The sequence below is a fragment of the Polaribacter reichenbachii genome, assembly GCF_001975665.1.
Lineage (GTDB): Bacteria > Bacteroidota > Bacteroidia > Flavobacteriales > Flavobacteriaceae > Polaribacter > Polaribacter reichenbachii.
This window is the reverse complement of record NZ_CP019419.1, coordinates 2,277,501-2,293,754: the sequence shown is the minus strand read 5'-3', so window position 1 is coordinate 2,293,754 and position 16,254 is coordinate 2,277,501. Positions and strand designations below refer to the sequence as shown.

Here is a 16,254-nt window from a genome sequence, read left to right as displayed (position 1 = left end):
ATTATTTAGATTAATTGTTTCAATGCTATTTCGAATGCTGTAGAACAAATTTTTGTTTTCGCGGCACTCTTTTTAAATGTTTTTTGAAGGGCTTTTTTAATAATGTTTGATGTATCGTTAAATATGGCTTTATCTTGCATTGGCAATTCTATTTTTGCTTCCATTAAATAAGCAAAAACTCTAGCAATACCGCAATTAGAAATAAAATCTGGCAACAAGCTTAAATGATTGTCTGTATACTCCATAATTGGACCAAAGAAAATTTCTTTATCCGCAAAAGGAACATTAGCTCCTGGCGATATTACTTCTAAACCAGCATCTATCATTTGTTGCACTTGATCTTGAGAAACCAATCGAGATGCTGCAGCAGGAACAAATATTTCTGCTGATAACCCCCATATTTTCTCGTTAATTTCATCAAAAGAAATCATATTTTTTGCTGATAATTTATTTCCATCTTTTGATAAAAATAAATTAGTCATTTCTTGTTTTGTAAAACCTTCTTCGTTTATTAAACCTCCATCTTTATCAATAATTCCAACAACCTTTGCACCTAATTTTGTTAAGTAATAAGCTGCTGCTGCACCTACATTTCCAAATCCCTGTACAATGGCTCTTTTGTCTTTAATTTCGCCTCCGTAAATATTGTAATAATGTTTTACAGCTTCTGCCACACCATAACCAGTTAACATATCTGCTACAGTATATTTTCTTGATAAATCTGGCGAAAACGCTTCATCTTCTATCACTTTAATTACGCCCATACGTAATTGACCAATTCTATTTATCTTATCAGCCTCAGAAGGTTTAAAGTGCCCATTAAAAATACCTTCTTGCGGATGCCAAACGCCACAACTTTCTGTAATCGGAATTACATCTTTATCTGCATCTACATTTAAATCACCTCCAGTACCATAATAATGTTTTAAAAGCGGAGTAACTGCCTTATACCAACGCTCTAAAACTCCTCTTTTTCTAGGATCGTTAGGATCGAAATTAATACCCGATTTTGCTCCACCAATTGCTGGCCCAGAGACTGTGAACTTTACCTCCATTGTCTTTGCTAAAGACAAAACCTCATTCATATTCAACCCTTTTCTCATTCTAGTTCCACCTCCTGCAGCTCCTCCTCTTAACGAGTTGATTACTGTCCAGCCTTCTGCTTCACTTTCTTGGTCTTTCCAATGAAAAACGATTTCAGGTTGTTTATTTTCGTATATTTTTAATAATTCTTTCATTTTTAAAATTTGATGATTTTTCAACTTATAATATTCATTTCCTTTTCCATTTTTTTTTGATAAAAATTGAATGGAAAAAGTTAAAGTTGATTCATTTTTAAAAGTGATTTTAAATTATTATAAAATATTGCGATATCCCTACAAACTTACAGTAAAAAAATGATTGTTCAAATTAATTTTTTATGTAACTAAGCGTTAAAAATAACCCCAGAGGAGTGGTCTTTTTTTGCCCCCGTAACACTCGCCAAGCAATTTACCTGATTATCAATCTTTAACAAACCTAAAAACGCAAAAATTAAAGCTTCTTTAAAGTGAATTAATTTGTTATCTGGCAAACCAATTTTAACATTTGTATAACACGCAATCTCTTGCATTAAAAAAGTATTAAAAACACCACCTCCTGTATACAAAACTGAAGCACTACCTTTAACAATTGAACTAATTTGCGTAGCAATGTGAGCTGTAAAGGTCCCTAAAACAGAAGGCACATCTTGTTCTAATTGATCAATTAACGGAAAAATATTTTGTTGCACCCACTCTAACCCTAAGGATTTTGGTGGTATTTTTTGATAAAATTCTAGCGCGTTTAATTCAGCTAAAAGCTGATGGTTTATGGTTCCTGATTTTGCTATTTCTCCAGATTTATCAAACTCAAATCCCAATTTATTGGCATAAAAATTTAAAACAATATTTACAGGACAAATATCAAAAGCAATTCTTTTATCATCCTTTTTAAAAGAAATATTTGAAAAGCCACCTAGATTTAAACAAAAATCATAGTTAGAAAACATTATTTCATCTCCAATAGGAACCAAAGGAGCTCCTTGCCCACCCAATTTTACATCTTGGGTTCTAAAATCGCAAACCACTTTCTGTTTTGTAATTTTTGCAATTTCATTTCCATTACCAATCTGTAGTGTAATTCCCTTTTCTGGTTGATGTAAAATTGTATGTCCATGAGAAGCTATAAAATCAATATTTACAATTGCATTATTGTTTATAAAATCATTTATAATATCACCCAAGAGTCGTCCATAATTCAAATCCAATTCATTCAGTTCTTTTTCAGAACTATGAATTGCATTTTGTAAAACCTGTTTCCAATTTTTAGAATAACTTACAGTTTCAGAATTTAAAATCTCAAAATTTCTGTAATCATTTTTATCAAACTTTACATAAACTAAATCTACTCCATCTAAAGATGTTCCAGACATTACACCAATAGCAAAAATTTCGTTTATCATCATATTTGTAAAAATAATAAAAGTATTTTCAAAATATATTACGAAATCGATATATTTGCAGACATTAATTACGGATATAATAAAAATACGATATGGATTTTAGCTTAACAGAAGAACACATAATGATACGTGATGCAGCAAGAGACTTTGCTAAAACCGAATTATTACCTGGTGTTATTGAAAGAGATAACAAACAAGAATTCCCAGACGAATTGGTAAAAAAAATGGGAGCACTTGGTTTTATGGGTATTATGGTTGATCCTAAATATGGAGGAAGTGGAATGGATGCTATTTCTTACGTATTAATTATGGAAGAATTATCTAAAATAGATGCCTCTGCCTCTGTAATGGTTTCTGTAAACAACTCTTTAGTTTGTTACGGATTAGAAGCTTTCGGAACCGAAGTTCAAAAACAAAAATATTTAACAAAATTAGCCTCTGGAGAGCAAATTGGCGCTTTTTGTTTATCAGAACCAGAAGCAGGTTCAGACGCAACATCTCAAGCTACAACTGCAATAGATAAAGGAGATCATTATTTAATAAACGGAACAAAAAACTGGATTACAAATGGAGGGCGTTCTGATGTTTACCTAGTAATTGCACAAACTGATAGAAAAAAAGGCCATAGAGGAATCAATGCTTTTATTGTTGAAAAAGACACAGAAGGTTTCCATATTGGACCAAAAGAAGATAAATTAGGTATTCGTGGTTCAGACACACACACCTTACAATTTAACGATGTTAAAGTTCCCAAAGAAAACAGAATTGGCGACGATGGTTTTGGCTTTAAATTCGCAATGAAAACACTTTCTGGTGGTAGAATTGGTATCGCTGCACAAGCTTTAGGTATTGCTTCTGGCGCTTATGAATTGGCTTTAAAATATTCTAAAGAACGTAAAGCTTTCGGAACAGAAATTTGCAATCATCAAGCCATCGCTTTTAAATTAGCAGATATGTATACCGAAATTGAAGCCGCAAGAATGTTGGTTATGAAAGCTGCTTGGGTTAAAGACCAAGGCCAAAACTACGAAATGGAATCTGCAATGGCTAAATTATATGCCAGTAAAGTTGCTATGGAACAAACTGTAGAAGCTGTTCAAATTCACGGAGGAAATGGTTTTGTTAAAGAATACCACGTAGAACGCTTAATGAGAGACGCAAAAATTACTCAGATTTACGAAGGTACTTCAGAAATTCAGAAAATAGTGATTTCTAGAGGGGTTATAAAAGGGTAATTTAATCTTTATATATAATGTACATCTTGTGCATTTTAAAGTTGAATACAAGAAAATGTCAGTTCGAGTGATTTTGAGGAACGAAAAATTGTATCGAGAACTAATTTAGAAGCTAAAGTTCTTATTCTCGATACAAATTTATCTCATTTCAATCGTCAAATTTACTCGAATTGACAGAATTTTATCAAAATGCACAACAATTATAATATATAAAAATCCATCTTTGTAAAGGTGGATTTTTTTTTGGCGTGTTTTTGTGAAAAACAAAAATCGCGCTATGCATTATATCTTTTTTTCATTCTTCAAAAAAGGATGCCATTTCTATCGCTCACGCAAATACTTGCCAACAAAATCAAAAATCCGAAAATCAACATATTCTTTAAAAACTCAAAAGAATTAAATCCATATAAATGAGCAATCTATTTTCACAACTGTAAATCCACATCATACAATTGCAAACCAGATGAAGGTGCTATATTTCTTAAAGATTTTCTATCATTATCCTCTTTTAAAGAAGATTCAATAAATTGTAAATCTAAATTCCCTTTACCAACCTCAAAAAGAGTTGCCATCATCAATCTTATTTGATACCTTAAAAAACCTTTCCCTTTTACTTTTAATATGTAAGACTTTTCTGGAAAAAAGTTAGCAACTAAAATATCATTCACTACAATTTCGCAAGAATCTACAGTTCTCTTAAAAATTGTATTTTCAGAAGGTTTAGTACAATATTTATGAAAGTAATGTTCTCCAGAAAATAATTGAGCCGCTTTTTGCATTAATTCTATATGTAAATCATCATTAACATTCACTATAAAAGGAGCTGCATAAGGGTTATTCTTAGTACCAAAAGAAAAATAATAATGATATTCTTTTACCTTTTCAGCACCAATAATATTAAAGCTTGTATCAATTTTTTGCATTGAAATAGCTCTAAAATCAGCTGGGAAATTAGAATTTAACGATTCTAGAAACACATTTTCATCTAAAATTAAATGGGTAAACAACTGAAAATAGTAACAATTCGCAGACACCTTTGCATCTGTTCTACCTACACCTATCGTTTTAAAATCTTGTTTTAAAACCGTAAAAGACAAAGTTTTATCTACCATTTCATGCAAAGTTTTTGCATTATTCTGTTTTTGCCACCCAGAAAAACGGAAACCAAGGAATTGTAAGCAAATCAAGTAAGAAACTGAATATTTCATAAGCGCAAATGTACAATAATTGCATTTTTTTTTACAAAAAGTGCATTTTTATGAATATCTCAAAATTATAGCTTACTTTTTTACGAACCTAACATTTTCTACCTTAAATAAACGTTAAAATAAAGTTATCTCAAATTAACCCCCATTTTTTTAAGGGGTAACCCTTCAAAAATCCTATTTTTAAAATTCTACCCCCTTGCTAGATTAAATTAAATATTTACATTTGGAGTGTTCAAATAATAAAAATCAATAAAAACTAAAACGAACATCATTATGAAAAAAATTATTTTTACTTTATTATTAGCAAGCAGCTTGTTAGTAAATGCACAAGATGAAGAAAAAAAATTAACTATTAGCGGTTCTGTTGATGCGTACTATCAAACGTATTTAAGTTCACCTGATAATTCAGCGCCTTCTTTTGGAACTGCATTTGCTGGTAAATCTGGATTTGCTTTAGGTATGGCAAATGTTATTGCTAGTTACGAAGGAGCAAACGCTGGAGCTGTTTTGGATTTAGTTACTGGACCTAAAGGTGCTGGAGCTACTTTTAACTCAGATATTGTTGATGGTATTGTAAACCAAGCTTATGTTTACTGGAATGTATCTGAAAACACTACGTTAACTTTTGGTAGATGGAATACTTTTTTAGGTTATGAAGTTATTGCTCCTGCAGCAAACTTTAACTATAGTACATCTTACTTATTTTCTAGCGGACCATTTTCTCATATGGGTTTAAAAGCTGATTTTACTTTATCTGAAGACTTTAGCTTAATGTTAGCAATTACAAACCCTTGGGATACTAACGATACTTCTATGACAGGAGAATATGCTTTTGGTACTCAATTAGGATATAAAGGACAGTTTCTTAACTTATACTATGATAGTGGAAACAATGGTGGTTTAGGTTTCGAAATTGATTATACAGGTGGATTTGATGTTTCTGATAGCTTTTTCTTAGGAATAAACGCTGCATATAATGACAATGACGGTTCTGGATTCTATGGTGTAGCTTTATACCCACAATTAGCAACTTCAGAAAGCTTTTCTTTAGGATTAAGAAGTGAAATTTACGCTTTACATGGTGACGCAAATAATGACGAGAGTGTTTTAGGTTTAACTTTAACAGGAAGTTATACTGTAGACAACTTAATCATTAAGCCTGAATTTAGATTAGATGGATGGGATAATGATGAGCCTTATTTTGACAACGATGGTATGGCTACTAATAGCTTATCTGCCTTTACAATTGCAGCGATCTATTCTTTCTAAGAAGAAATTCAACTATTAATTACTAACTAAAATTTATATATATGAGTTTATTTTTAACACTTTTTCAAGATACTCCATCAGAAGCTGCTCAAGTATTAGAGCAAGTAAATGGAGATATGGGAATGCTTTGGATGCTGATTGCAGGTATCTTAGTATTCTTAATGCAAGCAGGATTTACATTAGTAGAATCTGGTATGACAAGATCTAAAAATGCAGTAAACATAGCAATGAAAAACTTGCTAGACATCTGTGTTGGTTCTATAACTTTCTGGTTAGTTGGCTATTCTTTAATGTATGGAGATACTTCTAACGGATGGTTTTTCTGGAGTGGCTTATTCCAAGGAGAAGGAGCAGATTTATTTTTCCAAACAATGTTTGCTGCAACAACTGCAACAATTGTATCTGGAGCAATAGCAGGTAGAACAAAATACACAACTTATATTATATTTTCACTTGTAATGACCGCTATCATCTACCCAATTTCTGGTGGATGGGAATGGAATGGTGGATGGTTAAACGATACAGATGGTATTATGCCAGCTGAGTTTATCGATTTTGCCGGTTCATCTATTGTACACTCTGTAGGTGGTTGGGCTGCTTTAGTAGCTGCATTTATGGTAGGTCCTAGAATAGGGAAATACGTAGATGGTAAAGTTTTACCAATTCCTGGTCATAACCAAATATTAGCAACTTTAGGTGTATTTATCCTTTGGTTTGGTTGGTTTGGATTTAATGGTGGATCTCAATTAGCTTGGGGTGGTGCTGATGCAACTGGTGGTTCTACAGTAGTATTAATTACAAACTTAGCTGCTGCAGCTGGTGGTTTAGGTGCATTAATTACAACTTGGATCTGGTATGGTAAACCAAACTTAGGACAAACATTAAATGGTTGTTTAGCTGGTTTAGTAAGTATTACTGCAGGTTGTGGAAACATGACTGCTGGTGGTGCTGTATTAGCTGGTTTAATTGGTGGTATTATTGTAGTATTCTCAATTGAATTTATCGAAAAGAAATTAAAAATTGACGATGCTATTGGTGCTGCTTCTGTACACGGTGTAGCTGGTGCATGGGGTACTTTAGTTATTGGTCTTTGGGGTGTAGATGGTGATACTGCAATTGGTTTATTAAATGGTGGTGGAGCTGCTCAATTAGGTGCTCAAGCAATTGGAGTTTTAGCTTATGCTGTATGGGCAGTAGCTTTATCTTTTATTGTTTTAGGAATCTTAAAAGCAACTATGGGATTACGTGTAACTAAAGAAGTTGAAATCGAAGGATTAGATATTTCTGAACACGGATCAATTGCTTATCCAGGAAAAAGAGTTAGAGAATTTGATACTGATAAATAGAGAAAAACTCTAAATATTTACTATTATATTTTAAAAATCACGCAGCTTACGAGTTGCGTGATTTTCTTTGGTATAATATTTTTTTACTATTTTTCGCAAAATTATAAAATTAATCAATCATAATTAGAATGAAAAAAATCGAAGCAATTATTAGAAAATCCAAATTTAGTGCAGTGAAAGAAGCACTTCATGAAGTTGATGTAAACTTCTTCTCTTATTGGGATGTAACCGGTTTAGGTAACGAAAAAGAAGCCCATGTTTATAGAGGTGTTAGTTACAGTACTAGCGACATACAACGTAGATACTTATCTATAGTAGTTAATGACGATTTTGAAGAAGTAACTATAAAAGCATTATTAAAATCAGCAGCAACAGGAGAAGTTGGTGATGGTAAAATTTTTGTATCAGATATTACAGAAGCTTACAGAATAAGAACAGGAGAAAAAGGTGGTGAAACTTTAAAAAAAATATCAAAATAATAAAAAATGGACGCAATATTTACAGCAAATAATGTATGGATGATGATCTGTACAGCATTAGTTTTCTTTATGCATACAGGTTTCGCATTTTTAGAAATCGGATTAACTAGACAAAAAAACACAATTAACATACTTTTTAAAAATATTTTTATAATTACAGTAGGCTTACTACTTTATTACATTGGTGGTTTTAACCTTATGTATCCTGGTTTTGCAGAAGGTTCTGCAGGTATCATTGATTTTGCAGGTTTTGGAATTTCTGCTCCAGAAAATGGAATGACTCCAGAATATGCAGATGGAGGTTATACTTGGTGGACAGATTTCTTATTTCAAGGAATGTTTGCAGCTACAGCCGCAACAATTGTTTCGGGTGCAGTTGCAGAACGAATGAAAATTGGGCCTTTTATGATTTTTACAATAATCTATGTTGGTTTAGTTTACCCAATTGCTGGTTCTTGGAAATGGGGTGGCGGATTTTTAGACCAAATGGGATTCTATGATTTTGCAGGATCTACTTTAGTACATTCCGTTGGTGGTTGGGCTGCTTTAGTTGCAGTTTGGTTATTGGGCTCTAGAATTGGTAAATTTGATAAAAACGGAAAACCACGAGCAATACCTGGTCATAGTATACCACTTGCAACAGCTGGTGTTTTAATTCTTTGGTTAGGTTGGTTTGGTTTTAATGGAGGTTCTGTGCTTTCTGCAGATCCTGAATTAACTTCTTTAACCTTAGTAACAACTTGTTTAGCTGCTGCAGCAGGTGGAGTTGTTGCTGCATTAGTATCATTTTTAAAATACAAAAACTTAGATTTAACCATGTTTCTAAATGGAATTTTGGGTGGTTTAGTAGGTATTACTGCTGGTGCAGATGTAATGACACCAGAAAGTGCAATAATTATTGGTGCGATTGCTGGTACTTTAATTGTTTTTGCAGTTGCTTTTGTTGATGCTATAAAACTAGATGATCCTGTTGGTGCGATTGCTGTGCATTTAATTTGTGGAATTTGGGGAACTTTAGCTGTTGGTATTTTCTCTACAAATCCAGAACACACATTTTTAATTCAGTTAACTGGAGTAGCTTGCTACGCTGCTTTTTGTTTGGTAACCTCTTTTATCATCATTTTTACACTTAAAAAAGTTGTTGGTATAAGAGTTTCTGAAAAAGAGGAGCTAGAAGGTTTAGATGTTCATGAACATGGAATGGATGCTTACCCCGATTTTAGACTTAACGAACACTAGTTATTTACATTTATAACAAAAAACGCCTTTAAGATTAACATTTTAAAGGCGTTTTTCTTGTTTTTATGAATTTAACAAATAAAAAACCTTAAAATTATGATAAATACGTTTTTTATACTGTATTTTTAATTTCATCACAAAAATTACATCAAACATCTTTTAAAACTGAATTATATTCAACAAAATACATAGCTTTGTAAATATAATTGAAAATAATATGGAGAAACAAGGACTATATTTACCAGAGTTTGAACATGAAAATTGTGGAGCTGGTTTTATATGTAATTTGAATGGAGAAAAGACAAATCAAATTATACACGATGCTTTAGAAATTCTAGTAAAATTAGAACATAGAGGTGGTGTAAGTGCAGATGGTAAAACCGGTGATGGTGCAGGTTTATTAATAGATATTCCTCATGATTACTTTACACGTGTCTGTAATTTTTCACTTCCAAATCAAAGAGAATATGCTGTTGGAATGGTTTTCCTTCCAAAAGTTTCAAATCAATATAATTTTTGTAAAACTACTTTCGAATCCGAAGTAAAAAAACAAGGTTTATCTGTTTTAGGATGGAGAGAAGTTCCTGTAGATTCTTCTCAACTTGGTGAAATTGCACTGAATTCAGAACCAAATATAGAGCAACTTTTTATCGGTAAAACCGAAGATATAGACGAAGCTACTTTTAAAGCAAAATTATATGCTGCTCGTAAAATAGCAGAGCATGAAATTAGAAATTCTAAAATTTCTGAAGCCAATTATTTTTACATTCCAAGTTTATCAATAACTACCATTATCTATAAAGGTATTATAATGCCAGAAGATATTGGACCATATTATAAAGATCTTCAAGAAATAGATTTAGTTACTCGTTTAGCATTAGTACACCAACGTTTCTCCACGAATACAATGCCAACTTGGGAACTTGCTCAACCATTTAGACATATGTGTCAGAATGGAGAAATAAATACTTTACGTGGTAATGTAAGTAGAATGCGTGTACGAGAAGAAATCATGAAAAGTGATGTTTTTGGCACACAAATAGACAAACTTTTTCCTATAATTTTGCCAGGAAAATCAGATTCAGCTTCTATGGATATGGTTGTAGAATTGTTAACACATACTGGTCGTTCTTTACCAGAAATTATGATGATGATGATTCCTGAAGCTTGGGAAAAACATGCAACAATGTCTAAAGAACGTAAAGCTTTTTATGAATATAATGCTTGTATTATGGAGCCTTGGGATGGCCCAGCATCTGTACCTTTTACTGATGGTGATTATATTGGAGCTTTATTAGACAGAAATGGTTTAAGACCTTCTAGATATACACTTACAAAAAGCGGAAAACTAATTATGTCTTCTGAAGTTGGTGTAGTTGATATTGATCCTTCAGACATTGAAAAACACGGAAGATTAGAACCAGGAAGAATGTTCTTGGTAGATATGAATAAAGGTAGAATTATTGATGATGAAGAAATAAAAGATAAAATTGTTTCTGAAAGACCTTACCAAGAATGGTTAGATAAAACTCGTTTACATTTAAAAGATGTTCCTTATACTAGCGAAACTTGCCCAATTGAAACCATTGATATAAAAACACGTCAACGTTTATTTAATTATACTTTCGAAGATATTCAAGAAGTAATTACGCCAATGGCACAAGGAGGTAAAGAAGCTTTAGGTTCAATGGGAATTGATACTCCTTTAGCTGTTTTATCAGACAGACCACAATTAATATCAAACTATTTTAAACAATTATTTGCTCAGGTTACAAATCCACCTTTAGATGGAATTAGAGAAAATATTGTAACAGATATTAGTTTAAATTTAGGAAAAGACAGAAACATTTTCAGCATTACAGACAGACAATGTCGTAAATTAAGAATACAGAACCCTGTAATTTCTAATGCTGATTTAGAAAAAATTAGAAATATAGATATTGAAAGTTTCAAAGCAGAAACTATCAATATATTATATCCAAAAGCAAAAGGTCTAAATGGTTTAGAAGATGCTTTAGATGATATCATCATTCAAATAGAAAAAGCATTAGAAAGAAAATCTAATATTATTATTCTTTCAGATAGAGGTGTAAATCAAGAAAATGCACCAATACCGGCTTTATTAGCTTGTTCTTATGTAAATCATCAATTAAACAGATTACGTAAGCGATCTCATTTTGATATTATAATAGAATCTGCAGAACCACGTGAGCCCCATCATTTTGCTACTTTATTTGGTTATGGAGCTAGTGCCATTAACCCATATATGGTAAATGAAATTATCAGAATGCAAGTTAAAGAAGGCTTTATTACTGATATGGATGAGCAAAAAGCGGTAGACAACTTTAACAAAGCAATTGGTAAAGGTGTTTTAAAAGTGATGAATAAAATCGGAATCTCTACTTTAAAATCTTATAGAGGTTCTCAAATATTTGAAATTGTTGGTTTTAACTCACAATTTGTAGAAAAATATTTCCCTTATACTGCATCAAGAATAGAAGGAATTGGTTTATATGAAGTTGAAAAAGAAATAGATCAACGATATAAACAAGCTTATCCAGATAACCAAATTGATAAAAATTTAAGTTTAAATATTGGTGGAGATTATAGATGGAGAAGAAATGGTGAACGTCATTTATTTAACCCAACTACAGTTTCTAAATTACAACAAGCTGTTCGATTAAGTGATCAAAAGAGTTACGACGTTTATGCTAAGACTATAAACGAGCAGGCAGAAAGTTTAATGACAATTCGTGGTTTATTCGAATTTGATAACCTAGATCCTATTCCTTTAGATGAAGTAGAACCTTGGACAGATATTGTAAAGCGTTTTAAAACAGGTGCAATGTCTTATGGATCTATCTCAAGAGAAGCACATGAAAATTTAGCAATTGCAATGAACAGAATTGGTGGTAAATCTAATTCTGGTGAAGGTGGTGAAGACAGAAGACGTTTTCAAAAAGATATAAATGGTGATAGTAGAAACTCTGCCATTAAACAAGTAGCATCTGGTAGATTTGGGGTAACTTCCCATTATTTATCAAACGCAAAAGAGATTCAAATTAAAATGGCACAGGGTGCTAAACCTGGTGAAGGTGGTCAATTACCTGGCTATAAAGTATTACCTTGGATTGCGAATGCGAGAAACTCTACACCTTTTGTAGGCTTAATTTCTCCTCCTCCACATCACGATATTTATTCTATTGAAGATTTAGCACAATTAATATTCGATTTAAAAAATGCAAATCGTGAAGCTAGAATTAATGTAAAATTAGTATCAGAAGTTGGTGTAGGTACAATTGCAGCTGGTGTTGCCAAGGCAAAAGCAGATGTAGTATTAATTTCTGGTTATGATGGTGGTACAGGAGCTTCTCCACTAACCTCTTTAAAACATGCAGGTTTACCATGGGAACTTGGTTTATCTGAAGCACAACAAACTTTAGTGCTTAATAATTTAAGAAGTAGAATTGTTGTAGAATGTGATGGACAATTAAAAACAGGACGTGATGTAGCTATTGCAGCTTTACTAGGTGCTGAAGAATTTGGTTTTGCAACTGCTCCATTAGTAGCTTCAGGTTGTATTATGATGCGTAAGTGTCATTTAAATACTTGTCCTGTTGGTATAGCAACTCAAGATAAAGAGTTAAGAAAAAACTTTAAAGGTACTCCAGAACACGTAATTAATTTCTTTTATTACGTTGCAGAAGAATTAAGAAAAATAATGGCACAACTTGGTTTCAGAACTTTAGCTGAAATGGTTGGTCAAACACATAAAATAAATGCTAATAAGGCAATTAAGCATTATAAAGCAAAAGGGTTAGATTTATCTAGTATTTTACACAGACCTAGTGTTTATAGAAGTTTAACTGTTAAGAATACAGAAAAACAAGATCATAATTTAGAAAATGTTTTAGACTTTACTATTCTAAAAGACTCACATAGAGCTTTATATCGTAAAGAAAAAATGAACTTAGCATACCCTATTAATAACGTTAACAGAACAGTTGGCGCAATAGTTAGTAATGAGATTTCTAAAATTTATGGTCATTTAGGTTTACCAGAAGATACTTTAAATATAAACTTTACAGGGTCAGCGGGTCAAAGTTTTGGAGCATTTGGTGCTTACGGATTAACTTTTATTTTAGAAGGTAACACAAATGATTATTTAGGAAAAGGTTTATCTGGTGCAAAATTAATTGTAAAAAAACCAACTAAAGCAGATTTTATAGCCGATGAAAATATAATAATTGGTAATGTTTGTTTATTTGGTGCCGTAAATGGTCAAGCTTATATCAACGGAATTGCAGGAGAACGTTTTGCTGTTCGTAATTCTGGTGCAACTGCAGTTGTAGAAGGTGTAGGTGATCATTGTTGTGAATATATGACTGGTGGTAAAGTAATTGTTTTAGGTAAAACAGGAAGAAACTTTGCTGCGGGTATGAGTGGTGGAATTGCATATGTTTATGATCCAGAAAACAAATTTGTAAACGGATTATGTAATACAGAAACTATCGAATTTGAAGAAATTTCAAGTGAAGATGCAACTGATTTAAAAGCAACAATAGAAAAACACGTTTTATTTACTGATAGTGATAAAGGAGCGAGTCTATTAGCTGATTGGGATACTAACTTAACAAACTTTGTAAAAGTAATGCCAACAGAATACAAACGCGCTTTAGAACGTTTAAGAACAGAAGAACCAATGGTAGAAGAATTAACAATAGCATAATGTCATGGGAAAAGTAACAGGATTTAAAGAATTTGAAAGACAAGATGAAAAATATACTTCTGTAAAAGATCGTATAAAAGATTATAAAGAATTTACAGTACCTCTTTCTGATAAAGAAATTACCAAACAAGGTTCACGTTGTATGGATTGTGGAATACCATTTTGTCATAGTGGTTGCCCATTAGGAAATTTAATTCCAGATTTTAACCATATGGTACACCAAGGAGAATGGCAAAAAGCATCTTGGTTGTTACATTCTACAAACAACTTTCCAGAATTTACAGGTCGCTTATGCCCTGCTCCATGTGAAAAATCTTGTGTATTAGGTATTATAGAAGATCCAGTATCTATAGAAAATATAGAAAAAAACATTGTTGAACGTGCTTTTAAAGAAGGATGGATTAAACCACAGCCTCCTAAAACAAGAACTGGAAAAACAATCGCAGTTGTTGGTTCTGGCCCTGCAGGTTTAGCTGCTGCTCAACAATTAAACAGAGCTGGTCATACAGTAACTGTTTTTGAAAGAGATGATGAAGTTGGTGGATTATTACGTTATGGAATTCCGAATTTCAAAATGGAAAAAGGAATTATAGATAGACGAGTTAAAATTTTAGAAGCAGAAGGAATTACATTTAAAACTAACGTTAACGTTGGTGTTAATTATGATGTAAAAGATTTAAAATCTTTTGATTCAATTGTTCTTTGTGGTGGAGCTACAGAAAGACGTAGTTTACCAACTCCAGGAATTGATGCTGATGGAGTTGTACAAGCAATGGATTTTTTAACACAGCAAACAAAAGTATTATTTGGTAAAGAAGTAAAAAATCAAGTAATGGCTACCGATAAAAATGTAATTGTTATTGGTGGTGGAGATACTGGTTCAGATTGTATAGGTACATCTAACAGACATGGAGCAAAATCCGTAGTTAATTTCGAGATTATGCCTAAACCACCAGGACATCGTTCTCCAACTACTCCTTGGCCATTTTGGCCATTACAATTAAAAACTTCTTCTTCACATCAAGAAGGTGTTCAGCGCAATTGGTTAATCAATACGAAAGAATTTATAAAAGATGAAAACGGAAAATTAACTGCTCTTAAAACAGTTAACGTTGAATGGAAAATGGTTCCTGGTCAAAGACCTCAGTTAATAGAAATTGCAGGTACAGAAAAAACTTGGCCTTGTGATTTAGCTTTACTAGCACTTGGTTTTACAGGACCAGAAAGTACTTTAGCTGATAAATTAGGAATTAAGAAAGATGCTCGTTCAAATTACAAAGCAGAATATGGTAAATACCAAACTAATATTCCAAATATCTTTACTGCTGGAGATATGCGTCGTGGACAATCTCTTATCGTTTGGGCAATTTCAGAAGGAAGAGAAGCTGCAAGACAAGTAGATTTATATTTAATGGGGAAATCAGAATTACCATCAAAAGATGTTACAGGCGATTTAGTAGCGATGTAATAGACTTTCACAAAAACATATAAAACTCATCAAATTAACTTTTGATGAGTTTTTTTATATCTAATAACAACTAAAGTATATTTATAATAATTGTTTAGTCGTATCCATTTTTAAGAAACAACAGCAATTAAGATAGAACTAATGTCATAAAAATGGTCAGTTTTTTCGTTAAAAGTCGTCGTTCGTACCTAACTATGGGCTATCGATTACGATACTTCAGGCAAATTTGTTAACATTAAAGTAATTCTAGAGTAGAATAAAATAAATAGTAATCTCATTTAAAAATTAAGTTCCTAAAGTAAAACGAAAATACCACAGAAAATTGCATAAAAAAAGAGATATATTTAAAAAATAAAAAAACCTCATATCATTAGATATGAGGTTTAAGATCTTGATTTAACAAGATAAAGAAAGGCAGCGACCTACTCTCCCACATAAATGCAGTACCATCGGCGCTATTGGGCTTAACTTCTCTGTTCGAGATGGGAAGAGGTGAGCCCCAATGCTATAACCACCCTAAGTTTTTCAGTTAAATTACTTTAACTGTATAAGTTAACATATGGTAAAATAATATTGTAAGTTCAAAATAAAAAAAAGAGTGTCTCCCGAGCCGAAGCTCGGGAAGCGTACATAAGTCTATGGGTTATTAGTACTACTCGGCTATGACATTACTGCCTTTACACCTATAGCCTATCAACGTTGTCATCTCCAACGACCCTTTAAAGAAATCTCATCTTGTGGTGGGTTTCGCGCTTATATGCTTTCAGCGCTTATCCCTTCCCGACGTAGCTACTCTGCT

At 32.4% G+C, this 16,254-nt stretch carries 10 protein-coding genes and 2 rRNA genes (1 of these 12 cut by a window edge); 7 read left to right on the top strand and 5 right to left on the bottom strand.

Annotated elements, in window-relative coordinates; all coding sequences use genetic code 11:
- Window positions 1-5 precede the first annotated feature (5 nt).
- Together BW723_RS09600 and BW723_RS09595 are read right to left on the bottom strand one after the other, a co-directional pair.
- Complete coding sequence (locus tag BW723_RS09600) at window positions 6-1,238, bottom strand: Glu/Leu/Phe/Val dehydrogenase dimerization domain-containing protein (protein ID WP_068359408.1); 1,233 nt, start codon at window positions 1,236-1,238, stop codon at window positions 6-8.
- Window positions 1,239-1,426: 188 nt separating this feature from the next.
- The gene (locus BW723_RS09595; RefSeq protein ID WP_068359407.1) at window positions 1,427-2,485 is read right to left on the bottom strand and encodes an anhydro-N-acetylmuramic acid kinase; all 1,059 of its coding nucleotides are present in this window, start codon (window positions 2,483-2,485) and stop codon (window positions 1,427-1,429) included.
- Between the two features lie 89 nt (window positions 2,486-2,574).
- On the opposite strand from BW723_RS09595, the gene BW723_RS09590 reads away from it, so the two are divergent.
- Entirely contained in the window at window positions 2,575-3,717 is a 1,143-nt protein-coding gene (locus tag BW723_RS09590) for an acyl-CoA dehydrogenase (protein WP_068359405.1), read from the top strand.
- A 425-nt stretch (window positions 3,718-4,142) separates the two neighbouring features.
- On the opposite strand, the gene BW723_RS09585 is transcribed toward BW723_RS09590, so the two are convergent.
- Complete coding sequence (locus BW723_RS09585) at window positions 4,143-4,925, bottom strand: tRNA pseudouridine synthase A (RefSeq protein ID WP_068359403.1); 783 nt, start codon at window positions 4,923-4,925, stop codon at window positions 4,143-4,145.
- Window positions 4,926-5,198: 273 nt separating this feature from the next.
- Between BW723_RS09585 and BW723_RS09580 the strand changes: the two genes are divergently transcribed.
- The 6 genes from BW723_RS09580 (at window position 5,199) to BW723_RS09555 (ending at window position 15,455) form a co-directional block, all read left to right on the top strand.
- On the top strand, window positions 5,199-6,194 hold the full coding sequence (locus tag BW723_RS09580) for an outer membrane beta-barrel protein (RefSeq protein WP_068359401.1): 996 nt from the start codon (window positions 5,199-5,201) through the stop codon (window positions 6,192-6,194).
- Window positions 6,195-6,235: 41 nt separating this feature from the next.
- A complete protein-coding gene (locus tag BW723_RS09575; RefSeq protein WP_068359399.1) occupies window positions 6,236-7,540 on the top strand; it encodes an ammonium transporter in 1,305 nt (434 codons plus the stop codon).
- A gap of 128 nt (window positions 7,541-7,668) precedes the next feature.
- Window positions 7,669-8,019 (top strand): P-II family nitrogen regulator, encoded by a 351-nt coding sequence (locus tag BW723_RS09570; protein WP_068359394.1) that lies wholly within the window; start codon window positions 7,669-7,671, stop codon window positions 8,017-8,019.
- 6 nt (window positions 8,020-8,025) lie between these two features.
- Window positions 8,026-9,258: an ammonium transporter gene (locus BW723_RS09565; RefSeq protein ID WP_068359393.1), complete on the top strand. Its 1,233-nt coding sequence runs from the start codon at window positions 8,026-8,028 to the stop codon at window positions 9,256-9,258.
- A 217-nt stretch (window positions 9,259-9,475) separates the two neighbouring features.
- Window positions 9,476-13,987 (top strand): glutamate synthase large subunit, encoded by a 4,512-nt coding sequence (gltB, locus tag BW723_RS09560; RefSeq protein WP_068359392.1) that lies wholly within the window; start codon window positions 9,476-9,478, stop codon window positions 13,985-13,987.
- Between the two features lie 4 nt (window positions 13,988-13,991).
- On the top strand, window positions 13,992-15,455 hold the full coding sequence (locus BW723_RS09555) for a glutamate synthase subunit beta (RefSeq protein WP_068359391.1): 1,464 nt from the start codon (window positions 13,992-13,994) through the stop codon (window positions 15,453-15,455).
- A gap of 409 nt (window positions 15,456-15,864) precedes the next feature.
- On the opposite strand, the gene rrf is transcribed toward BW723_RS09555, so the two are convergent.
- Together rrf and BW723_RS09545 are read right to left on the bottom strand one after the other, a co-directional pair.
- Window positions 15,865-15,974: ribosomal RNA gene (gene rrf, locus BW723_RS09550) — 5S ribosomal RNA — on the bottom strand.
- A gap of 107 nt (window positions 15,975-16,081) precedes the next feature.
- Window positions 16,082-16,254 (bottom strand): 23S ribosomal RNA (locus BW723_RS09545) (it continues 2,640 nt past the right edge of the window).

Excerpts from the sequence above, each read along its gene's own strand:
- gltB (WP_068359392.1), top strand. The coding sequence starts at position 9,476 with ATGGAGAAACAAGGACTATATTTACCAGAGTTTGAACATGAAAATTGT.
- BW723_RS09585 (WP_068359403.1), bottom strand. The coding sequence starts at position 4,925 with ATGAAATATTCAGTTTCTTACTTGATTTGCTTACAATTCCTTGGTTTC.
- BW723_RS09595 (WP_068359407.1), bottom strand. The coding sequence starts at position 2,485 with ATGATGATAAACGAAATTTTTGCTATTGGTGTAATGTCTGGAACATCT.
- BW723_RS09565 (WP_068359393.1), top strand. The coding sequence starts at position 8,026 with ATGGACGCAATATTTACAGCAAATAATGTATGGATGATGATCTGTACA.
- BW723_RS09570 (WP_068359394.1), top strand. The coding sequence starts at position 7,669 with ATGAAAAAAATCGAAGCAATTATTAGAAAATCCAAATTTAGTGCAGTG.
- BW723_RS09580 (WP_068359401.1), top strand. The coding sequence starts at position 5,199 with ATGAAAAAAATTATTTTTACTTTATTATTAGCAAGCAGCTTGTTAGTA.
- BW723_RS09600 (WP_068359408.1), bottom strand. The coding sequence starts at position 1,238 with ATGAAAGAATTATTAAAAATATACGAAAATAAACAACCTGAAATCGTT.
- BW723_RS09575 (WP_068359399.1), top strand. The coding sequence starts at position 6,236 with ATGAGTTTATTTTTAACACTTTTTCAAGATACTCCATCAGAAGCTGCT.
- BW723_RS09555 (WP_068359391.1), top strand. The coding sequence starts at position 13,992 with ATGGGAAAAGTAACAGGATTTAAAGAATTTGAAAGACAAGATGAAAAA.
- BW723_RS09590 (WP_068359405.1), top strand. The coding sequence starts at position 2,575 with ATGGATTTTAGCTTAACAGAAGAACACATAATGATACGTGATGCAGCA.